Origin of the sequence: Salinicola endophyticus, assembly GCF_040536835.1 — a bacterium.
Lineage (GTDB): Bacteria > Pseudomonadota > Gammaproteobacteria > Pseudomonadales > Halomonadaceae > Salinicola > Salinicola endophyticus_A.
Window position 1 is genome coordinate 3,030,611 of record NZ_CP159578.1, and the last position, 20,704, is coordinate 3,051,314.

Below are 20,704 nucleotides of genomic sequence, written 5' to 3' on the forward strand. Positions count from 1 at the left end.
GCCATGCGCCAATTCGATTTCATGGGCAAACGCCGCATCGCCTTCATCGTCTCGATCGTACTGACGATCGTCTCGATCGGTGCGCTCGTGCTGCTCAACCTCAATCTGGGTCTGGATTTCACCGGCGGCACCGTGGTCGAGCTGCACTACGCCGCCGCGCCGTCGCTCGACGACGTGCGCGCCCTGCTCGCCAGCCACGGCTTCGAGAACTTCCAGGTGCAGACCTTCGGCGCCGCCAACGAAGTGCTGGTGCGCCTGCAGCAGACCTTCAACAACGATGTCGGCAATCAGGTGGTCGCCGCACTCGACGCCAACGGTGCTTCGATCGAACTGGTCCGGGCCGAGTTCGTCGGCGCTCAGGTCGGTGACCAGCTGCGTGACCAGAGCGGTCTGGGCATGCTGGTCGCCATGGCCGGCGTCGCGGTCTACGTCGCCTTCCGCTTCCAGTACAAGTTTGCCCTGTGCGCGCTGATCTCGCTGGCCCACGACGTGGTGATCGTGCTGGGGCTGTTCGCGCTGTTCCAGTGGGAGTTCGACCTCACCGTGCTGGCCGGGATCATGGCGGTCATCGGCTACTCGCTGAACGACACCATCATCGTCTACGACCGTATCCGCGAGAACATCCGGCTCTCGCGCAGCGACGACATGGCGCAGATCTTCAACGAAGCGATCAACCAGACCCTGTCACGCACTCTGGCGACCTCGGGCACCACCTTGCTGGTGCTGTTCGCGCTGTTCTTCCTCGGCGGTGACATGATCCACAACTTCTCGATCTCGCTGATCCTGGGGATCGTCGCCGGTACCTTCTCCTCGGTCTATGTCGCCGCAGCGCTGCTGCTGGTGTTCAAGCTCGAGCGCCAGGATCTGATCCCGGCGAAGAAGGAGAACGTCGAAGGCGAAGAAGAGCTGCCCTGAGCCGCGCCGAGACCTCTGCTGGACCCAAGGCCTCTCCCCGGAGAGGCCTTTTTCATTGTCGTCTGCCCGGGCGCGTCGCGCTCCTCCTCGGTGTCGTTCTCGGCGCCGCGTCAGCGCGCTCGGGACTCGCCCTCAAGGCGCCGAGCTGGGGTATGATGAGTCGCCCTCCACGCTTGCCATCAGGGAGATCCATGGCTCCTATCTTTGCCGATTCCAGCGTCGCCCGCTGGCTGCTGGTGCTGGTGCTGATCGCCGGCGTCTACTTCTTCATCGACTTCCTGATTCCGGTGCTCGCCGCACTGATCATCTGTGTCGCCAGCTGGCCACTCTACCGATGGCTACTGGCGCGCTGCGGCCAGCGCCGCACCCTGGCCGCGAGCATCGCCCTGGTGCTGATCATTCTGTGCCTGGTGATCCCCATCGTGATGGCCTGCACTTACGCCTTCCAGGAACTCAAGGGCTGGATCGGCTGGCTGCTGGCCGCCAACCAGCACGGCATCCCGGTGCCGGCCTGGGCCGCCCAGCTGCCGGGGATCGGTAGCTGGGTGCGCGAGCAGTGGCAGTCCTATCTGACCGAGCCCCACGCGCTGGAGTCCTATCTCCAGCTGGTGGGCGGCGAGCACATCGGCAATATCTCGCGCTGGGTGCTGGCGCTCGGCAGCAATGCGGTGCATCTCGCCCTCACTCTGCTGTTCATGCTGATCACCCTGTTCTTTCTCTACCGCGACGGGGTGGGCATGGCGCGCCAGCTGGATATCGTCGGCGAGCGCATTCTGCCGGCACGCTGGCAGCGCTTCTCGCGGGTGGTGCCGGCAACCATCAGCTCCACCGTGGTCGGCATGGGCCTGATCGCCCTCGGCGAGGGGGTGGTGCTGGGCACCGCCTACTGGATCGCCGGGGTGCAGTCGCCGGTGGTCCTCGGCGTGATCACCGCCTTCATGGCGCTGGTCCCCGGCGGCGCCCCGCTCACCTTCACCCTGGTGTCGCTCTATCTGATCGCCACCGGGCATCTGCCCAATGGCATCGGGCTGTTCTTGTGGGGGGCGATCGAGCTGTTCATCGTCGACAAGACGCTACGCCCGCGGCTGGTCGGCGGGCCGATCAAACTCCCCTTCCTGCCCACCTTCTTCGGCCTGGTCGGCGGGGTGAAGACCATGGGGCTGGTGGGGCTCTTCGTGGGGCCGGTGCTGATGGCCCTGCTGGTGGCCAGCTGGCGCGAGTGGCTGCACGACGACGATGCCCCGGACGCCCCCAGCGAGGCGGAGCGCTGGGGCTACGGCAACCCGCGGCTGATCGCCCGCTATACCGGTCAGCGGCCGGACTGATCTCGCCCCAGGGCGATGGCGTGGCGCTTCCGCTTGCGCACCACGCGCCGCGAGTTCGATGCTACCGAGCATGAGTACGACCTTTCTCTTACAGCCGCGGCGGCGGCGCTGTGTCATAACGTAAACGCTCGTTTGAGGATCGCGCGCCGCCCCACTGCCGGGGCCGGCCTGCACTCCCACGCGCCATGACAACAGCTCATAAGGGATCGATACCATGCCAATGCCGCACTCTCGGCAACTGGCGCTGGGGGTGATCGTCGGGGCCAGCGCCCTGCCGCTCCCGGCCCTGGCCGCCTCCAGCTTTCACGACACCTTCGACGACACCGTCTTCTTCGGCGATAGCCTGAGCGACAGCGGCTACTACCGTGGCGCCATCGGCAGCGCGCTCTCGCTGACCCCGGGCCAGCAGGCGTTCATAGGCCGTTTCACCACCAATCCCGGGCCGGTGTGGGCCGAGCGGGTCGCCGGCCACTACGCCAGCAACGCCCAGCCCAGCAATGTCGGCGGCAACGACTACGCCGTCGGCGGCGCCCGGGTGACCACGCCGGCCACGACCCCGTTCGGCGCCGCACCCGCCCTCAGCGAGCAGGTCGCGACCTATCTCGCCAGCACCGGCGGTGTGGCCGATGGCGATGCCCTCTACGCCGTCTGGGGCGGCGCCAACGATCTGTTCGCGGTGGCCGGCGGCGCCGACGCCCAGAGCACCATCACCACGGCGGTCACCGGCACCGCCGGTATTCTCGCCACGCTGGAAGGTGCCGGCGCGCGCCATGTGCTGCTGTTCAACATTCCCGACTTCGGCCTGACGCCGCGCTTCAACGGCGACCCCGTCACCAGCGCGACCGCCACCGCGCTGGCGAGCCAGTACAACAGCGCGCTCTACGCCGCGGTGGCCGCCAGCGGCGCCGAGGTGATCCCGGTGGATACATTCAGTCTGCTGCAGGAGGTGGTCGCCGAGCCCAGCGCCTACGGCTTCACCAATGTCACCGATCGCGCCTGTACCCAGACGCTGCCGCTGTGCACGCCCAACACCCTGGTCGCTCCCGGCGCCGACGAAAGCTATGTGTTCGCCGACGACGTTCACCCCACCACCGCCACTCATCGGATCATCGGTGAGTACGTGATCTCGCTGCTCGAAGCCCCGCAGCAGCAGCAGTTGCTGACCCATTCGGCGGTGCTCAGCGGGCGCTCGCGGGCCAACCGGGTCGCCGAGCATCTCGATGCGGTGCCGCTGGCCAACGGCCTGCGCTGGTGGGGCGATTTGCGCGCCGAGCATCAGCAGCTCGACTCCGGCGATCTGTATGACGCCAACATGCCGGCGGGGCTGTTCGGGGTGGACTGGTATCAAGACGGGCTGGTACTCGGCGGGTTCGTCGGCTACGGCGATCAAGATGCCGACTTCGGCGACGGCCGCGGCGACTTCCAGCGCAAGGACACGACCGTCGGTCTCTTTTCCGGCTGGTATGCCGAGAGCGCCTGGGTCAACGCCCAGTTGAGCTACAGCTGGCTCGACTACGATATCGACCGCGAAGTGCAGCTGGGCAGCGCGACCCGCCACCACCGCGGCTCGCCGGACGGCAGCAACCTGAGTGCCGCACTCAACGCCGGTTACGAGTTCAGCGCCTTCGCGATCCCCGAGGGCGACGTGCGCACCGGGCCGATCGCCGGGGTGACCTGGCAGCGGGTCAAGCTCGATGGCTATGACGAAGAGGGCCAGGCGTCGACCTCGCTGAGCTATCCCGATCAGGACATCGACTCGCTGGTGGGCCGGGTCGGCTGGCAGATCCGCCGCCACGGGCCGACGCTCAACCCCTACCTGCAGCTCACCTACAACCACGAGTTCGAGGAGAGCGAAGGGGTCGCGGCAACGCTGCAGAGCCTGCCGCAGCTGGGCGAGTATCGGGTGCCCAAGCTCACCTTCGATCGTGACTATGTCGAGGTCAACGTCGGCGCACGTGCCACACTCTGGGGTGTCGATACCCAGGTCGGTGCCAGCGTCGATCCCGACAATGCGCGCACCAGCACGCTGTTCGTGAATCTGGGCAAGCGTATCTAAGCGCCGGGGCGCCCTCTCAGGCGCCCCGTTCCCGCAAAGCGCAGGCCACCCTTCAGCAGCCCAAGCCATAAACACGAGCTATAAACAAAGACACCCCGCCGGCGAAACCGGCGGGGTGTCTTTATCTAGGGGGCTACTTTATCTAGAGGCGACGAGTCCAGCAGCTACCCTGGGGTGGGCGTGACGCCCGAGGCGTCAGACGCTCGCTTTCAACTGCTGTGCCAGCGCCTTGTAGAGACGCGGGCCGGCAGCCATCAGGGTGCCGCCCACTTCCACGCTGGGCGAGCCGTCGATGGCGCCGGAGAGCGCACCGGCCTCCTTGAGCAGCAGCGAGCCGACCCAGTGATCCTGCTCCTCGAGACCGAGCACGAAAGCGGCATCGGTACGCCCGGCGGCGAACTCGAGCAGGTCGAGCAGCGCACAGCCGCTGCCGATCAGCGTATCGATCTGCGGCCCGAGACGCTCGACCACGGTGAGGTACTGCGGCAGCCAGCGCGAGCGATACTCTTCACTGGGCCAGGAGAGCGCGAGACGCGCCCCGGGCACGCCGACCGTCTTGGAGACGCGCAGGCGCTTGCCGTTGCCCTGGGCACCGCGACCGCGGCTGACCAGGAACTCGTCATCGCTGAACGGCGAAACGATCACCGCATGCTCGGGGCGACCCTTGACCAGACAAACCATCGAGATCGCGAACTGGCGACTGCCCACGCCGAGATTGGACTCGCCGTGGAAGGGCTCGATGTGCCATACGGTGTCGCGCTCCTCGCCCTTGCCTTCGCGGTAAGGGGTGAAGCGTCCGGACACGCCGTGTTTGGGGTAACCGCGGGAGAGCTGATGCACGATCAGCGTTTCGGCATTACGCGCGGTGTCTTGCAGCAGACCGGAGGTGGCCTGCTCATCGTGGCTGACTTCGAGACGGTCGCGGATGCGAACGAACTGTTCAGCGGCGCTACGTGCGGCACGCAGCGCGAATTGAACCATCGGATGCATGGATCTGGCCTTGGTATCTATCGAGAACGGTATCGAGAGCGGGATCGAAAGCTGTTAAAGAGCGCGGCAGAGTCTAACAGAGCACGGGCATGATAGACTACGCGTTTTCCCGTTTTGCGCCCGATGGCCGACGCGCTCTTGCTCGCCAGCCCTGGGCTCGGTATCCCGCCACTCGACACTTCCAGGCCCGACCGCTCCATGCTCGACCGTATTCGTATCGTTTTGATCGGCACCAGCCACCCCGGCAATATCGGCGGGGCCGCCCGCGCCATGCGCAATATGGGGCTCGACGACCTGGCGCTGGTGGCGCCGCGCTGCGACCCCCAGGATCGCGAGGCCTACTCCCGCGCCTCCGGCGCCAACGCGCTGGTGGAAGGCGCCCGCGTCCATGACCAGCTCGAGGAGGCGGTCGCCGACTGCACCCTGGTGGTGGGCGCCAGCGCGCGTTCACGCCACCTACCCTGGCCGCTGATCGGCCCGCGGGCGCTGGCGGAAAGCCTGCCCACGGCGCTGGCCCCGGCCCAGAGCCGGGTCGCCCTGGTGTTCGGCCGCGAGGATACCGGGCTCACTAATGCCGAACTGCAGCGTTGCCATCGCCACGTGCACATCCCCACCAACCCCGACTTCAGCTCGCTCAACCTCGCCGCGGCGGTGCAGGTGCTGGCCTACGAGTGCCGTCAGGCGTGGCTCAGCGCCAGCGAGTCGGCCCCGGCCGCTGATGACGATGCCGCCCAGCCGTTCGGCGTGGCCTGGGACAACCCGCCGGCCAGCCACGCCGACATGGAGCGTTTCTTCGCCCATCTGGAGCGCACCCTGACCACGCTGGAGTTCCACGACCCGGACAACCCGCGCCAGCTCATGGCCCGCCTGCGCCGACTGTTCCTCCGCGCGCATCTCGACAGCATGGAGATGAACATCCTGCGCGGCATCCTCGGCACCATGGACAAGCGCCTGCGCCGCGACGACGAGTGAGCGTACCGGCGCTCTCGCCACGACAGAGGCCAGGGCGACGCGACGCTGCGGGGAATGGTTGACCGTTCTACTCGGGTTTTCCATAATGCCGGCATCTTTGCAGCGACCGCCGACTCCGCCGATGCGTCTGACCACCAAGGGCCGCTACGCCGTCACCGCCATGCTCGATCTGGCACTCAACGCCGATCAAGGGCCGGTATGCCTGGCTGACATCTCCAAGCGCCAAGGCATTTCGCTCTCCTATCTCGAGCAGCTGTTCGCGCGTCTGCGCCGGGCGCAACTGGTGACCAGCGTGCGCGGCCCGGGCGGCGGCTATCGGCTGGCCCGCGCCTCCGAGGCGATCTCTGTCGCCGGCGTGATCGACGCCGTCAACGAGTCGGTGGACGCCACCCGTTGCCACGGCCAGGCCGACTGCCAGCAGGGCAGCAAGTGCATCACCCACCATCTATGGTGCGATCTCTCCGACGAGATCCAGCGCTTTCTCAGCGACATCACGCTGCAGGAGCTGGTGCGCCGAGAGGAGGTGCGGGTGATCGCCGAACGCCAGCGGCAGACGCCGGCCTCGCGCCAGGACGACCCGGCGACGATCACGGTATCGTCGCACTGAGCGGCTAAGCTTCGAGGTCATGCGTCACGACTCAGCTTCAAGACCAAGCTTCAAGACTCAGCTCCAAGACCATGCTTTACGTCTAAGCTGCTAGAACAGGCTTCACGATCAGGCTTTACGGACAAACTTCACGACTGAGCGCCAGAGACGCCTTTATCTGGCTACGCCTTGATCTAGAGGCGCCTTTATATTGAGTTCGGGGAGCGCCTCAGCTCTCCGACCGAACTTAGAGATTCGCCGTGCCATGAGCGCCCCCATCTATCTCGACTATGCCGCCACCACCCCTGCCGACCCCCGCGTGGTCGAGCAGATGATGCGTCATCTGACGCTCGACGGGGTCTATGCCAACCCCGCCTCGCGCAGCCATATGCCCGGCTGGCTGGCGGAACAGGCGGTGGAACAGGCGCGCCGTCAGGTCGCCGACCTGATCGGCGCCGACCCGCGCGAGATCGTCTGGACCTCCGGCGCCACCGAGGCCGACAACCTGGCCCTGACCGGCCTGATGCGCGCCAACCGCGCCCGCGGCCGCCATCTGGTCACCTCGACCATCGAGCACAAGGCGGTGGTCGACACGGCCAAGGCGCTGGAGGCCGAGGGTTTCGAGGTCACCTGGCTGACCCCGACCCGCGAGGGCCTGATCACCCCGCAGGCGCTGCGCGAGGCGATGCGCGACGACACCGTGCTGGTGTCACTGATGGCGGTCAACAACGAACTCGGCAGCGTCAACGATATCGCCGCCCTGGCCGAGGTCGCCCATGCCAACGGCGCCTTCTTCCACAGCGATGCGGCCCAGGCCGCGGGGCGTTTGGCGCTCGACGTCACCGCCATGGGGGTAGACCTGATGTCGCTGTCGGCGCACAAGGCCTACGGCCCCAAGGGGATCGGCGCGCTCTACGTGCGCCGCGACCCAAATCTGCGCGTCGAGGCGCTGATCCACGGCGGCGGGCATGAGCGCGGCATGCGCTCCGGCACCCTGCCCACCCACCAGATCGTCGGCATGGGCAGCGCCTTTGCGCTGGCCCTGGACGAGCGCGAGCAGGACGACGCCCGCCTGCGCGAGCTGCGTCAGCGCTTTCTCGATGGGCTAGCGCCCTGTGCGGGCATTCACAACCACTCGCCGACGGCGCACAACGTGCCCAATATCGTCAATCTCGCCTTCGACGGGGTCGACGGCGAGTCGCTGCTGATGGCGCTGCGCGGGCTTGCGGTCTCTACCGGCTCGGCCTGCAACTCGGCCAGCGTCGATCCCTCCTATGTCCTCAAGGGGATCGGCGTGCCCCACGCCCAGGCGCTGGCATCGATCCGCTTCAGTTTCGGCCGCTTCACCCGCGCCGACGACATAGACAACGCCGTGGCGGAGATCCGCCGCGCGCTAGACGGCCTGCGCCAACCGGCCAGTGCCGCCATGCATCAACGCGAGGCGAGCCATTGACTCGCCACGAGCAGGGAGAGACAGCCATGCAAAGCATCAGCATCAGTGAAGCCGCCGCCAACCAGATCCGCCACGTGCTCGCCGAGCGCGGCAGCGGCCTCGGGCTGCGGGTGGCGGTCAAGCCGAGCGGCTGCTCCGGCTACAGCTACGTCCTCGATATCGCCGACGAAGCGCGCGACGACGAGATCGCCTTCGAGGAGCGCGGGGTCAAGGTGCTGGTCGACCGCGAGGCGCTGGCGATCCTCGACGGCACCGAGGTCGACTACGTCAACGAAGGGCTCAACCGCTTCTTCCGCTTCAACAACCCCAACGTCACCGACGAGTGCGGGTGCGGCGAAAGCTTCAGCGTGTAAAAGAGAGCTTCAGCGTCTGATCGCGCAGCGCGGCTGGGGTGCGTCCCCCGGATGCTTAGGCTACAATGGCGCGATTTTTCGGCCCCTTCTCCCAGAGTCCAGAGTGTCGAGGTAGAAAGCGCCTGGCCGAAACCGTTTTCGACGACGCGCCACTCCGGTGGCGCGTCGTTTCATCTATCCCAACCGGATACCCGGCCGCCACCGCGGCCGGTTCCACCTTTCTCTACTGATCAGGAGACCGAACTCATGGCTACCGAGCGCACGCTGTCCATCATCAAGCCCGATGCCGTTGCCAAGAACGCGATCGGCGACATCTACAGCCGTTTCGAAAAAGCCGGCCTGCGCATCGTCGCAGCCAAGATGCTGCACCTCTCCCAGGCGCAGGCGGAAGGCTTCTACGCCGAGCACAAAGAGCGCGGTTTCTTCGCCGACCTGGTCGCGTTCATGACCTCCGGTCCGGTCATGGTCCAGGTCCTCGAAGGTGAAGGCGCCGTGGCCAAGAACCGCGAGCTGATGGGTGCCACCAACCCGAAGGAAGCCGAGCCGGGCACCATCCGCGCCGACTTCGCCACCTCCATCGACGCCAACGCGGTGCACGGCTCCGACGCCGCCGAATCCGCCGCGCGCGAAATCAGCTACTTCTTCGAAGAGAGCGAAATCTGCCCGCGCGGCTGATTCGCCAGACGACCGGCCGCTGCGGCCGGTCGTCGCCCACGTCCCCCGGACACCCCGCCATTCTCGAGCCGGTCCCGTTGCCATGAGCGCTGCCACTGACACCCCGCGTACCAATCTTCTGGGTCTCTCCCGCGAACAGATGGAAGCCTTCTTCGTCTCGCTGGGCGAGAAGAAGTTTCGCGCCGCCCAGGTCATGAAATGGATCCACCAGGAAGGCTGCGACGATTTCGAGTCGATGACCAATCTGTCGAAGCCGCTGCGTGCACGCCTGGCCGAACACGCCGAGATCCGCGGCCCGGGTGTGGTCTACGAAGGCACCTCCAGCGATGGTACCCGCAAGTGGGTGCTCGAGGTCGAGGACGGCAGCTACGTCGAGACCGTGCTGATCCCCGCCGACAACGGCACGCGCCGCACGCTGTGCGTCTCGTCCCAGGTGGGCTGCTCGCTCGACTGCAGCTTCTGTTCCACCGGCAAGCAGGGCTTCCAGCGCAACCTCACCAGCGCCGAGATCATTGGCCAGGTGTGGGTCGCCCAGCAGCGTGCCGGCGGGCGCATGAGCGCCGCCGACGGTCGCCGCGCGATCACCAACGTGGTGATGATGGGCATGGGCGAGCCGCTGCTCAACTACGACAACGTGGTGCCGTCGATGAAGCTGATGCTCGACGATAACGCCTACGGTCTGTCCAAGCGCCGGGTCACGCTCTCCACCTCCGGCGTGGTACCGATGATCGACAAGCTCGGCGACGAGCTCGACGTGAGCCTGGCGATCTCGCTGCACGCAGCCAACGACGAGCTGCGCAACGAGCTGGTGCCGCTCAACCGCAAGTACAACATTCGCAAGCTGCTCGACGCCTGCAAGCGTTACCTCGACAAGTGCGGCGACACCCGCCACATCACTATCGAGTACACCTTGATCAAGGACGTCAACGACCAGCAGGCGCACGCCGAACAGCTGGCCAAGCTGCTCGACGAGCTGCCGTGCAAGATCAACCTGATCCCGTTCAATCCGTTCCCGCACTCGGGCTACGAGACCCCGTCGCGCAATCAGGTCATGCGCTTCCAGCGCTGGCTCTACGACCTGGGCTATACCGCACCGGTGCGCTCGACCCGCGGCGACGACATCGATGCCGCCTGCGGCCAATTGGTCGGTCGGGTCAAGGATCGGACCAAGCGCCACGAACGCTACATTCAGTCGATTCAACTCGACGCCGACTGAATCGGTTCCGCTGCGCCCCCATCCGGTGCCGATCGCACCCTCGCCGCCTTGACTTCGATCCGGTGCGGCGCTTTGATGGGAGCCCCAAAACCGCTTTGTTTTCAGCCGTTCGGAACAAGGGCCAGCACGCAATGCGTGTCCGAACCGCGGGAGAGCCGTCAATGAGCCGCCAATTCTGTCCACCACCGGTACGCGCTGTCGCTATCGCCGTGGGCTTGGTGTGCCTGGTCAACGGCTGCGCCACCCCGGTGGCCTCCAATGCGCCGCGCGCCGAGAGCAAGAGCGATGCGGCCGCCGCCTACACCCGCCTGGGCAAGGCGTACCTGGCCGAGAACAATCTTCCGCGCGCCCAGCAGGCGCTGGAACACGCGCTCACCCTCGATGCGCGTGACGCAGAGGCGCTGGAAGGTCTGGCACTGCTCTACCAAAGCCAGCGCGAGCTCGACCTCGCCGCGCGCTTCTTCGAGCGCGCGCTGGCAGCGGCGCCCGATGCCACCCGTATCCGCAACAACTACGCCGCGCTGCTCTATCAGCGCGAGCGCTACGCGCAGGCGTGCCAGCAGCTGACGCTGGCCAGCCGCGATATCACCTATACCAAACGCGCCCAGCTGTTCGCGAATCTGGGCCAGTGTCAGGACATGACAGGCGATGCCCAGGCGGCGCAGGCGAGTTATCGTCGCGCGCTGGATATCGATCCGCGCAACGCGCGCAGCCTGCTCGCCCTGGCACGCATCGATCATACGCAGGGTAATAACGAACGCGCCTGGGAACGCTTGCAGCGTTACTTCACCGTGGCCGGCACCAGCCCCGAGAGCCTGCGCCTGGCGAGTGACATCGCCAGCGCCCAGGGCGATTCGACGCGGGCGACTTTCTACCGTCAACAGCTGGGCGGTTCCTGAGGCGCATGGACCCTAGAATGCAGAAGGATTTTCGCGCATGAGCGCCATCGACGAACAGCAGCAAGAGAGCGAGCACAGCACCCACGCCGAGTCCGCCGGCAAGATGCTGCGGGCAGAACGTGAACGCCAGGGACTCAGCCTCGACGAGGTGGCGCTGCAGCTCAACCTGCGACCCAGCGTGGTCGAAGGTCTGGAGCAGGACAACTTCGAGCAGGTCCCCATCGCCGCCTACCGCCGTGGCTACGTGCGCGCCTACGCGCGCCTGCTGGGCATGAACGAGCGCCAGGTGGTGAGCGCCTACAACGCCGCCCATGGCCAGTCCGACATCGAACGCAAGCTCTCGCCGGTGAACACCACGCGGCCACCGTCACGGGTCGGCGCCTGGATCTTCAGGCTGTTCACCCTGCTGGTGATCGTCGGGCTGATCGGGCTCACCCTGCTGTGGTGGCAGAGCCGCGAGGGCAACGACCTGTTCGGTGGCGGCAGCGACGACGCCCCGATCGCGGTCGACTCCCTCGACGGCAAGAGCGACGCGGCGCCGGCCGCCGATACCGGCACTCAGCTCGCCCCCAACAGTGATACCGCGCTGCCGCCGATGCCCACGGCCACAGATACTCCGACCGCTGCCGACACCGCCGGCGACACCGGCGCCGCGTCGACCAGGGACGGCACGCCGCCGGCAACCGACGAGCGTGAGGCGCAGTCCGTCGCCACCAGCGCCCAGACCGCTGCCCCCCAGGGCACGGACACCCAAGGCGCGGACACCCAGGGCACTAGCGATCAAGACGCTGCGGGCCAGAGTGCAGAGACCGCCGCGGCATCCAGTGACGAGAGCGCCCAGAGCACACCCAGTGCCGACGTCAACACGCTCTCGCTGACCTTCAACCAGCAGTCGTGGACCGAGATCTACGACGCCACCGACAAGCGCATCTTCAGCGGTCTGCAGTCCGCCGGCAGTCAGGCGACTGCCAGCGGCAAACCGCCCTTCCGTTTGACCATCGGCAACGCCAGCGGTGTCTCGCTGCGCTACCGCGGCCAGACGGTCGACCTTGGCCAATACACCGGCGGCAACAACGTCGCCCGCTTCACGCTGGGAGACTGAGAAGCACCATGCACATGCACTCTCCGATCACCCGCCGCATCTCGCGCCAGATCCATGTCGGCAACGTCGCCGTCGGCGGCGGTGCCCCCATCTCCGTGCAGAGCATGACCAACACCGACACCCTCGATGTCGATGCCACGGTCGCACAGATCGAGCGCCTGCAGATGGCCGGCGCCGATATCGTGCGCGTCTCGGTGCCGGACATGGACGCCGCCGAGGCGTTCGGCAAGATCAAGCGTCGGGTCAGCGTGCCGCTGGTCGCCGACATCCACTTCGACTACAAGATCGCCCTGCGCGTGGCCGAACTGGGCGTCGACTGTCTGCGCATCAACCCCGGCAACATCGGCCGCGAGGAGCGGGTGCAGGCGGTGGTCAGCGCCGCCCGCGACAATGGCATCCCGATCCGTATCGGCGTCAACGCCGGCTCGCTGGAGAAAGACCTGCAGAAGAAGTACGGCGAACCGACCCCGGAAGCGCTGGTCGAATCGGCCATGCGCCATATCGACCACCTCGACCGGCTCGACTTCCCCGATTTCAAGGTCAGCGTCAAGGCCAGCGACGTGTTCATGGCGGTGGCCGCCTACCGTCAACTGGCGACGCAGATCGAGCAGCCGCTGCACCTGGGCATCACCGAGGCGGGCGGGCTGCGCTCGGGCACGGTCAAGTCCTCGATCGGCCTGGGCATGCTGCTGATGGATGGCATCGGCGACACCATCCGGGTCTCGCTGGCCGCCGACCCGGTGGAGGAGATCAAGGTCGGTTACGACATGCTCAAGAGTCTGCGGCTGCGCTCCAAGGGCATCAACTTCATCGCCTGCCCCAGCTGCTCACGCCAGAACTTCGACGTGATCGGCACCATGAATGCCCTCGAGGAGCGCCTCGATGACATCATGACCCCGCTCGACGTCTCGGTGATCGGCTGCGTGGTCAACGGCCCGGGCGAGGCCAAGGAGAGCGATATCGGGCTCACCGGCGGCAGCCCAGCCAACCTGGTCTATATCGACGGCAAGCCGGCGAGCAAACTGCGCAACGACCATCTGGTCGACGATCTCGAAGCGCTGATCCGGGCCAAGGCCAAGGAGAAGGAAGCGCGCGACGAGGCCGTGATCGCCCGCGGGGCCTGACCCCTTTCTCTCGAAGAACCATCCAGCGCCGGCGGGCCGGGAGTCCGCGGCGCTTTGCTTTAGGCAGGAGTGTCAGTTGAGCAACAAGATACAAGCCATCCGCGGCATGAACGATCTACTGCCGGATCAGTCGCCCGCGTGGCAGTACCTGGAGCGCCAGTTGCGCGCGCTGGTGGCGCGTTACGACTACCGCGAGATTCGTACCCCGATCGTCGAACAGACCGGTCTGTTCGCGCGCTCGATCGGCGAAGCCACCGACGTGGTCGAGAAGGAGATGTACACCTTCGACGACCGCAACGGCGAGAGCCTGACCCTGCGCCCGGAGAACACCGCGGCGGTGGTGCGCGCGGCGATGGAGCACGGCCTTCTGCACAACCAGACCCAGCGGCTCTGGTACATGGGCCCGATGTTCCGCTACGAGCGGCCGCAGAAGGGGCGCTATCGCCAGTTCCACCAGATCGGTATCGAAGCCTACGGCATGACCGGGCCGGATATCGACGCCGAGATCATCCTGCTCTCGGCGCGCCTGTGGCGTCAGCTGGGCATGTCGGAGCACGTCACCCTCGAACTCAATTCGCTGGGCTCGCCCGAGGCCCGGGCGCGCTACCGCGAGGCGCTGGTGGCCTACTTCGAGGCCCATCGCGAGGTGCTCGACGAGGACTCGCAGCGACGCCTGACCAGCAACCCGCTGCGCATTCTCGACTCCAAGAATCCGGACATGGCCGAAATGCTCGCCGGCGCCCCGCAGCTCTTCGATCATCTCGACGACGAGTCGCGCGAGCACTTCGAGCAGCTCAAGGCGACCCTGGACGCCGCCGGTATCGGCTACCGCCTCAATCCGCGGCTGGTGCGCGGGCTCGACTACTACTCGCGCACCGTGTTCGAGTGGACCACCACGGCGCTGGGCAGCCAGGGCACGGTGTGTGGTGGCGGCCGCTACGATGGGCTGGTCGAGCAGCTCGGCGGCAAGGCCGTGCCGGCGGTGGGCTTCGCCATCGGCCTCGAACGCCTGATGCTGCTGCTGGAGACCCTAAACCTGCTCCCCGACGAAGCCATGGGCAGTGTCGACGCCTACCTGCTGGCGATGGGCGATGGCGCCGAGCGCCAGGCACTGCTGCTGGGCGAGCGTCTGCGCGACACTCTGCCGGGGCTGCGCCTTCAGGTACACTGCGGCGGCGGCAGCTTCAAGAGCCAGATTCGCCGCGCCGACCGCAGCGGCGCCCGGATCGCGCTGATCCTGGGTGAGGACGAGATCGCCAACGGCCGTCTGACCCTCAAGCCGCTACGCGATGACGGCGAGCAGCAGACCCTGGAGCAGGAAGCGGCCATCGCCTGGCTCGCCGAACACATCGTCGGCGAGTCATGACGCCAGCCTTCGGCGCCGTTGCCGCGGCGCCGGGGGAGGCATCTGCGCGACGCGAGACGGCATCGATAGCGCGCCTGATTGAGCGGGCGCCGAGTCACACAGTGTAAGGAGACCGCCCGTGGCGGAGCTGAAAAGCGAAGAAGAACAGCTGGATGCGATCAAGGAGTGGTGGAAGTCCAACGGCACCGCGCTGCTGGTCGGCATCGTCGTTGCCGTGGCGCTGGTGCTGGGCTGGCACGCCTGGCAGCGTCATCAGGAGAACCAGTCCGCCGAGGCCTCGGTGACCTATCAGCAGCTCATCGCCATCGCCGCCAGCGATAGCATCGATGACAAGGCGCGCGCCCAGGCCTTCGAGCTGGCCGACAAGCTCGAAAGCGATCACGGCGGCACGCTCTACGCCGATCTCGCTGGCCTGATCGAGGCCAAGCTGGCGGTGGGCGCCAACGATGACGCCCGCGCCCGGAAGGCGCTCGAACCGGTGATCGCCGACGGTGACCGCCCCTACATGCAGGGGCTGGCAAAGCTCGAACTGGCGCGCCTGCAGATCGCCGCCAAGGACGCCGACAGCGCCTTGAAGACCCTCGACGGCAGCTTCCCCGAAGCGCTCGAGGCGCAGCGCCAGGCGGTGCGCGGTGATGCCTTCGTCGCCCTCGACCGCCACGACGACGCCAGCCAGGCGTATCAGGAAGCGCAGAACCTGGCGCAGGCGTCGGACCAGACGCTCTACGGCCTTCAGCTCAAGCTCGACGATCTCGGTGCAAAGGACGCTACCCCATGAAACTGACCCGCCTACTGCTGCCCCTGGGGCTGACTGCGACCCTGCTGGCCGGCTGCGCCGGTAGCGTCGAACCCCAGTATCCGCCCAAGGAGCTCAAGGACTTCCCCGCCACCGTCGAACTCGACGAGCGCTGGAGTCAGGACATCGGCGAAGGTCTGGGCCGCGCCCAGTACCCGCTGACCCCGCTGGTCGATGGCGGCACGATCTACGCCGTCGACCAGACCGGCGATCTGCGCGCGATCGACACCGACAGCGGTGACACCCAGTGGGAGGTGGAGCTCGGCACACCGATCTCCAGCGGGATCGGCGCCGACCCCGGCCGCCTCTATCTGGGCACCCGCAACGGCGAAGTGCTGGCGGTGGATCGCACCGACGGCAGTATCGCCTGGCGTTCGCGAGTCTCCAGCGAAGTGCTGGCGCCGCCCCAGGTCAACAGCCAGCTGGTGATCGCGCAGAGCGTCGACGGCGCGGTGACCGCCCTCGACCGTGCCGATGGCCAGGAAAAGTGGATCTACTCCAGCGCGATGCCGGCGCTGACCCTGCGCGGCACTGGCACGCCGCGGACCATCGAGCCGGTCACCTTCGCCGGCTTCGCCAACGGCCGCCTGGTCACCCTCGACAACCGCAGCGGCCAGAGCCTGTGGGACATGCGCGTCGCGGTGCCCCAGGGCCGTACCGAAGTCGACCAGCTGGTCGATCTCGACGGCCAGCCGGTGCTGACCCGCGATGGGCGCCTGTTCGTGACCAGCTACAACGGTCGTCTGGTGGCGCTCGAAGCGACCTCCGGCAAGGTGCTGTGGGAGCGCAAGGAGTCGAGCTACCTGACCCCGCTGGTGGTGGGCAACTACCTGTTCACGGTCAATGCCGCCAGCCACGTGCTCGCCATCGAGGCCGACTCGGGTCGCGTGATGTGGGACGCCGACACCCTCGAAGGGCGCTGGCTGACCTCGCCCGCCTTCGTCGACGGCAATATCGCCGTGGGCGACTATGAGGGCTACGTGCACCTGCTCGACGCCACCACCGGCGAGATGAGCGGGCGCGTCCATGTCAGCGGCAGCGGCCTCACCCTGCCGCTGCTGACCGGCGACAAGCGTCTCTACGTCTACGCCAACGATGGTCGTCTGGTCGCCTACGACCTCAAGACCGTCAAGCCCTGAGGCGCGCACGCTGCGTCTTGACGACGGCCCCGCCTAGGCGGGGCCGTCGTCGTCTGGGGTACGCCGTGCCCCGGCGCACGCCGGTGAAGGATCGTGGTCTGTGCCCGGCGGCGGTCTATGCTAGAATCGCGCCAGAACGCGAGGCAGGTACGCTTTCAGCCTCGCCCATATCCTGACGTCGTCGGCGCCCATCCCGCGCCGGCGCCATACTCCCGCTGCTCGTTTGCGAATCGCCATGACCCCCGTTATCGCCCTGGTTGGCCGCCCCAATGTCGGCAAGTCGACGCTGTTCAATCGCCTGACGCGCTCGCGCGACGCGCTGGTCGCCGATTTCCCCGGCCTCACCCGCGACCGCAAGTACGGTAACGGCCAGCTCGGCGACAAGGCCTACACCGTCATCGATACCGGTGGTATCAGTGGCGATGAACAAGGCATCGACGCCGCCATGGCGGAGCAGTCGCTCACCGCCATCGACGAAGCCGATATCGTGCTGTTCCTGGTCGACGCCCGCGCCGGGCTGATGCCGGCGGATCAGGCCATCGCCAATCACCTGCGGGTGAACCAGAAGAAGACCTGGCTGGTGGTCAACAAGACCGACGGCCTCGACGAACAGATCGGCATGGCCGACTTCTGGGGTCTGGGCCTCGGCGACCCGCGGCCGATCGCCGCCTCCCACGGGCGCAACGTCACCACGCTGATCGACGAGGTGCTCGAGCCCTTCCCCGCCCGCGACCCGCTGGCCGGCCCGCAGGGTGGCCACCCCGGGGTGCACATCGGCGTGATCGGCCGCCCCAACGTCGGCAAGTCGACCCTGGTCAACCGTATGCTGGGCGAAGAGCGCGTGGTGGTGTTCGACGAAGCCGGCACCACCCGCGACGCCATCGAGATCCCCTTCGAGCGCCGCGGCAAGCCCTACGTGCTGGTCGATACCGCGGGTATCCGGCGGCGCAAGAACGTCACCCTCACCGCTGAGAAGTTCTCGATCGTCAAGACCCTTGAGGCGATCAAGGAGTGCCATGTCGCGATCATGGTGCTCGACGCCCGCAGCGGCCTGGTCGAACAGGATCTGCACCTGCTCGACTACGTGCTGTCGAGCGGCCGGGCGCTGGTGCTGGCGGTGAACAAATGGGATGGCCTGGAGCAGGAAGCGCGCGAGAAGATGCGTGCGGACATCAAGCGCCGCCTCGGCTTCGCCGACTACGCCGATCTGCACTTCATCTCGGCGCTGCACGGCACCGGGGTGGGCGATCTCTACAAGTCGGTCGACAAGGCCTTCGCCAGCGCCAACAGCCACTGGTCGACCAACCGCCTGACCACCCTGCTGCAGGATGCGGTCAGCGAGCATCAGCCGCCGCTGATCAACGGCCGCCGGATCAAACTGCGCATGGCCCACCAGGGCGGCAGCAACCCGCCGATCATCGTCGTCCATGGCAACCAGACATCGGCGCTGCCGGAAGCCTACAAGCGCTATCTCACCAACACCTTTCGCAAGGTGCTCAAGGTGCGGGGTACGCCGATCCGCTTCGAGTTCCGCTCCGGCGACAACCCCTATGACAAGCACAGCGACGCCAACGATCGCGAGAAGGCGCGCGCGCGTCAGCTCAGTAGGACCAAGGAAGCGCGCAAGAACCGCCGCTGAGGTTCGGCAACTAACGTTCAGCACCTGTCGGCGGCACGCTTCTCGGCGTGCCGCCGCGGATCGGGCAAGAAGCAGCGGTGCGCGCTTGGGCGCTTCCCTTAGGCGGCGCGCGCCACCCGCACCTGATTGCGCCCGCCCTGCTTGGCGTCGTACATGGCGCGATCGGCGGCTTCCAACAGCGCCCCGGCGTCCGTCCAGTCGAGCGTGCTGGCGACACCGGCACTGAAGGTGGCATGAAACACCTCCTTCCCCGCCACGCACTCCATCTGGGCAAAGCTCTCGCGAATACGTTCGATCGCCTCACGCGCGTTTTCCAGCGAGCACGCCGGCAGCACCGCAACGAACTCCTCCCCCCCGTAGCGGCCGATATGGTCGACCCGACGCAGGCGCTGACGCAGCAGGTTGGCGAGCAGGCGGATCACATAGTCGCCGGTGCCGTGACCATAGGTGTCGTTGATCGACTTGAAGCGGTCGATGTCGATCATCACCACGCACGCCTCGGCGCCGCTGCGCTGGGTGCGTGACTGCTCGATCTCGATCAGCTCCTTGATTGCCGGGTGCTTGATCAGCCCGGTCAGGCCATCGCGGGCCAGCGCCTGGCTCAACTGGCGCGAGCGCTGGGCGCGCGCGGTCACCGCCGCGGTCAGTGCCAAATCGGAGATCGGCTTGACCAGGAAATCGTCCCCCGCCTGGGCCAGCGCCTGGGCCTGGCGCTGGGCGTCTGACTCCGCCGAGAGATAGATCAGCGGAATGCGCAGCCAGTCGTCGTCGAAGCGGATCAACCGTGCCAGTTCCGGGCCCGAGCAGCCCGGCATGTTGATATCGATCAGCACCAGATCGGGCACGAACTCGCGCAGCCCACGCAGCACGTCGCTGGGCTGGTCGATCACCCGCGACTCGATGCCGGCGATTTTCAGCGTCAGGCGGAAATGCTCGGCCAGCTCGGTGTCGTCATCGACGATCAGCACCCGGTAGGGGTCCTGCTGGGGCAGGGTCACCAGATGACGCAGACGACGCTCCAGCGCCGGCACGTCGAGCGGATGGGTGAAGAAGCCCTGGGCACCGCCACGCACGGCCCGCAGACGAGCCTCAAAGCTGCCGTCGGCGCTGAGCAGCACCCGCATCGCGCCAGGCACCTCGGCGATACGAGCTTGCCACACCTCGGGCTCGAGATTGGCCGTGTCGATGATCACCACATCGGGTTGCCACGCGTCGCCCTCCTCGACCTGGCTCAGGCCGCGGCAGTCGTAGCCAAAGCCACTCAGCGACTGCAGCAGCACCTGGGTGTCGCCCTCGGCCAGGATCGCGATCCGAACCGAACGCTCACCGCTCACCAGTTCGAAGTCCGCCTGCGGCTCGCCCAGCGTCGTCTTCGCACTGTCTTCGAGCAGCCGATAGCTACCCGATAGGCGGTCATGCAGCGTGGTCAGCATCGGCGAGGTGGGCGCGACCGAGGTCTCCAGCACGGCCTGCACCCACAGCTCCATCTCGCGCGCCTCCCGCCCCAGCGCCGGATAGCCGAAGGTACCGGCGGAGCCGGCGATCCGGTGCAGCCCATGGCGCAACGACTCCAGCGCCTCGGGCTCGACCGTGCGCTGGCGTGCGGCGAGTTCGCGCGCCTGCGCCATCAGCGTCTGCAAATCGTGGCCGAGGCGCTCGGCGTACTGCTCACGCAGTGCCGCCAGGCGCGCCTGAACGTCCTCATCCTGCATCCGAACGCTCCCATATCTCGCGCAGCTGGCTCGCCAACGTCATCGGATCGAACGGTTTGATCACCACATCGAGGGCGCCGATCTCACGGTAGTGCTCCAGCTCGCTGGGCTGTACCTTGGCGGTCATGAAGACCACCGGAATCTCGCGTGTCTCGGCCTGCTCGCGCAATTTACCCAGCGTCGTGGGGCCATCGATCCCGGGCATCATCACGTCCAGCAGGATCAGATCCGGCTGCCATTCAGTGGCCTTTTCCAGCGCCGACAGGCCGTTGTCGCAACTGGCCACCTGCATGCCGCCGACCACTTCGAGCGCGATCCGCGCCACTTCCTGAATAGACGGGTCGTCCTCGACATGGAGGACGCGCTGTAACGGTTGCATGTCAGAA

Annotated in this window: 19 protein-coding genes; 16 read left to right on the plus strand and 3 right to left on the minus strand. The window is 66.9% G+C overall.

Translation table 11 applies throughout. The features are described 5' to 3' along the window. The first annotated feature begins 3 nt into the window (after positions 1-3). The 3 genes from secF to ABV408_RS13755 all read left to right on the plus strand — a co-directional run bounded on the left by secF (position 4) and on the right by ABV408_RS13755 (position 4,296). The gene (gene secF / locus ABV408_RS13745) at positions 4-915 is read left to right on the plus strand and encodes a protein translocase subunit SecF (protein WP_353979484.1); all 912 of its coding nucleotides are present in this window, start codon (positions 4-6) and stop codon (positions 913-915) included. Between the two features lie 191 nt (positions 916-1,106). After that, a complete protein-coding gene (locus tag ABV408_RS13750; protein ID WP_353979485.1) occupies positions 1,107-2,240 on the plus strand; it encodes an AI-2E family transporter in 1,134 nt (377 codons plus the stop codon). 214 nt (positions 2,241-2,454) lie between these two features. After that, positions 2,455-4,296 carry an autotransporter domain-containing protein gene (locus ABV408_RS13755; RefSeq protein WP_353979486.1) on the plus strand — a complete coding sequence of 614 codons (1,842 nt, stop codon included), beginning with the start codon at positions 2,455-2,457 and terminating at the stop codon, positions 4,294-4,296. A gap of 195 nt (positions 4,297-4,491) precedes the next feature. On the opposite strand, the gene ABV408_RS13760 is transcribed toward ABV408_RS13755, so the two are convergent. Continuing rightward, complete coding sequence (locus ABV408_RS13760) at positions 4,492-5,286, minus strand: inositol monophosphatase family protein (protein WP_353979487.1); 795 nt, start codon at positions 5,284-5,286, stop codon at positions 4,492-4,494. Between the two features lie 198 nt (positions 5,287-5,484). Between ABV408_RS13760 and ABV408_RS13765 the strand changes: the two genes are divergently transcribed. From ABV408_RS13765 to der, 13 genes are all read left to right on the plus strand, one after another. Beyond that, entirely contained in the window at positions 5,485-6,258 is a 774-nt protein-coding gene (locus ABV408_RS13765) for an RNA methyltransferase (RefSeq protein ID WP_353979488.1), read from the plus strand. 121 nt (positions 6,259-6,379) lie between these two features. Continuing rightward, positions 6,380-6,865, plus strand: coding sequence for a Fe-S cluster assembly transcriptional regulator IscR (gene iscR / locus ABV408_RS13770; RefSeq protein ID WP_051895539.1), 486 nt, complete (start codon positions 6,380-6,382; stop codon positions 6,863-6,865). 244 nt (positions 6,866-7,109) lie between these two features. Continuing rightward, complete coding sequence (locus tag ABV408_RS13775; RefSeq protein ID WP_353979489.1) at positions 7,110-8,297, plus strand: aminotransferase class V-fold PLP-dependent enzyme; 1,188 nt, start codon at positions 7,110-7,112, stop codon at positions 8,295-8,297. A 26-nt stretch (positions 8,298-8,323) separates the two neighbouring features. Continuing rightward, positions 8,324-8,650, plus strand: a complete 327-nt coding sequence (locus ABV408_RS13780) for an iron-sulfur cluster assembly accessory protein (RefSeq protein WP_035469853.1) — start codon at positions 8,324-8,326, stop codon at positions 8,648-8,650. A 246-nt stretch (positions 8,651-8,896) separates the two neighbouring features. Next, positions 8,897-9,325, plus strand: coding sequence for a nucleoside-diphosphate kinase (ndk, locus tag ABV408_RS13785; protein WP_035469851.1), 429 nt, complete (start codon positions 8,897-8,899; stop codon positions 9,323-9,325). Between the two features lie 82 nt (positions 9,326-9,407). Continuing rightward, on the plus strand, positions 9,408-10,541 hold the full coding sequence (gene rlmN / locus ABV408_RS13790) for a 23S rRNA (adenine(2503)-C(2))-methyltransferase RlmN (RefSeq protein WP_035469849.1): 1,134 nt from the start codon (positions 9,408-9,410) through the stop codon (positions 10,539-10,541). A gap of 161 nt (positions 10,542-10,702) precedes the next feature. Beyond that, positions 10,703-11,440, plus strand: coding sequence for a type IV pilus biogenesis/stability protein PilW (pilW, locus tag ABV408_RS13795; RefSeq protein ID WP_353979490.1), 738 nt, complete (start codon positions 10,703-10,705; stop codon positions 11,438-11,440). Between the two features lie 37 nt (positions 11,441-11,477). Beyond that, positions 11,478-12,542, plus strand: a complete 1,065-nt coding sequence (locus tag ABV408_RS13800) for a RodZ domain-containing protein (RefSeq protein WP_353979491.1) — start codon at positions 11,478-11,480, stop codon at positions 12,540-12,542. A gap of 8 nt (positions 12,543-12,550) precedes the next feature. Next, positions 12,551-13,666 carry a flavodoxin-dependent (E)-4-hydroxy-3-methylbut-2-enyl-diphosphate synthase gene (gene ispG, locus ABV408_RS13805; RefSeq protein ID WP_353979492.1) on the plus strand — a complete coding sequence of 372 codons (1,116 nt, stop codon included), beginning with the start codon at positions 12,551-12,553 and terminating at the stop codon, positions 13,664-13,666. A gap of 76 nt (positions 13,667-13,742) precedes the next feature. Continuing rightward, on the plus strand, positions 13,743-15,032 hold the full coding sequence (gene hisS, locus ABV408_RS13810) for a histidine--tRNA ligase (RefSeq protein WP_353979493.1): 1,290 nt from the start codon (positions 13,743-13,745) through the stop codon (positions 15,030-15,032). A 118-nt stretch (positions 15,033-15,150) separates the two neighbouring features. Further along, positions 15,151-15,810 (plus strand): tetratricopeptide repeat protein, encoded by a 660-nt coding sequence (locus tag ABV408_RS13815; protein ID WP_353979494.1) that lies wholly within the window; start codon positions 15,151-15,153, stop codon positions 15,808-15,810. Next, entirely contained in the window at positions 15,807-16,967 is a 1,161-nt protein-coding gene (gene bamB / locus ABV408_RS13820; protein WP_353979495.1) for an outer membrane protein assembly factor BamB, read from the plus strand. Before ABV408_RS13815 ends, bamB begins: the two co-directional genes overlap by 4 nt. 235 nt (positions 16,968-17,202) lie before the next feature. Next, on the plus strand, positions 17,203-18,606 hold the full coding sequence (gene der, locus ABV408_RS13825; RefSeq protein ID WP_353979496.1) for a ribosome biogenesis GTPase Der: 1,404 nt from the start codon (positions 17,203-17,205) through the stop codon (positions 18,604-18,606). Positions 18,607-18,704: 98 nt separating this feature from the next. Here the strand turns inward: der and ABV408_RS13830 are convergent, their stop codons facing one another. Further along, entirely contained in the window at positions 18,705-20,318 is a 1,614-nt protein-coding gene (locus tag ABV408_RS13830) for a diguanylate cyclase (protein ID WP_353979497.1), read from the minus strand. Beyond that, positions 20,308-20,697, minus strand: a complete 390-nt coding sequence (locus ABV408_RS13835; protein ID WP_353979498.1) for a response regulator — start codon at positions 20,695-20,697, stop codon at positions 20,308-20,310. The genes ABV408_RS13830 and ABV408_RS13835 overlap by 11 nt, the downstream gene beginning before the upstream one ends. Between the last annotated feature and the right edge of the window lie 7 nt (positions 20,698-20,704).

What these genes read in the sequence shown, in the direction of transcription:
- ABV408_RS13800 (WP_353979491.1), top strand. Translation starts at nt 11,478, where the DNA reads ATGAGCGCCATCGACGAACAGCAGCAAGAGAGCGAGCACAGCACCCAC.
- ABV408_RS13830 (WP_353979497.1), bottom strand. Translation starts at nt 20,318, where the DNA reads ATGCAGGATGAGGACGTTCAGGCGCGCCTGGCGGCACTGCGTGAGCAG.
- ABV408_RS13780 (WP_035469853.1), top strand. Translation starts at nt 8,324, where the DNA reads ATGCAAAGCATCAGCATCAGTGAAGCCGCCGCCAACCAGATCCGCCAC.
- ndk (WP_035469851.1), top strand. Translation starts at nt 8,897, where the DNA reads ATGGCTACCGAGCGCACGCTGTCCATCATCAAGCCCGATGCCGTTGCC.
- secF (WP_353979484.1), top strand. Translation starts at nt 4, where the DNA reads ATGCGCCAATTCGATTTCATGGGCAAACGCCGCATCGCCTTCATCGTC.
- ispG (WP_353979492.1), top strand. Translation starts at nt 12,551, where the DNA reads ATGCACATGCACTCTCCGATCACCCGCCGCATCTCGCGCCAGATCCAT.
- ABV408_RS13750 (WP_353979485.1), top strand. Translation starts at nt 1,107, where the DNA reads ATGGCTCCTATCTTTGCCGATTCCAGCGTCGCCCGCTGGCTGCTGGTG.
- bamB (WP_353979495.1), top strand. Translation starts at nt 15,807, where the DNA reads ATGAAACTGACCCGCCTACTGCTGCCCCTGGGGCTGACTGCGACCCTG.
- rlmN (WP_035469849.1), top strand. Translation starts at nt 9,408, where the DNA reads ATGAGCGCTGCCACTGACACCCCGCGTACCAATCTTCTGGGTCTCTCC.
- ABV408_RS13765 (WP_353979488.1), top strand. Translation starts at nt 5,485, where the DNA reads ATGCTCGACCGTATTCGTATCGTTTTGATCGGCACCAGCCACCCCGGC.
- pilW (WP_353979490.1), top strand. Translation starts at nt 10,703, where the DNA reads ATGAGCCGCCAATTCTGTCCACCACCGGTACGCGCTGTCGCTATCGCC.
- ABV408_RS13775 (WP_353979489.1), top strand. Translation starts at nt 7,110, where the DNA reads ATGAGCGCCCCCATCTATCTCGACTATGCCGCCACCACCCCTGCCGAC.
- der (WP_353979496.1), top strand. Translation starts at nt 17,203, where the DNA reads ATGACCCCCGTTATCGCCCTGGTTGGCCGCCCCAATGTCGGCAAGTCG.
- iscR (WP_051895539.1), top strand. Translation starts at nt 6,380, where the DNA reads ATGCGTCTGACCACCAAGGGCCGCTACGCCGTCACCGCCATGCTCGAT.
- ABV408_RS13835 (WP_353979498.1), bottom strand. Translation starts at nt 20,697, where the DNA reads ATGCAACCGTTACAGCGCGTCCTCCATGTCGAGGACGACCCGTCTATT.
- ABV408_RS13760 (WP_353979487.1), bottom strand. Translation starts at nt 5,286, where the DNA reads ATGCATCCGATGGTTCAATTCGCGCTGCGTGCCGCACGTAGCGCCGCT.
- ABV408_RS13755 (WP_353979486.1), top strand. Translation starts at nt 2,455, where the DNA reads ATGCCAATGCCGCACTCTCGGCAACTGGCGCTGGGGGTGATCGTCGGG.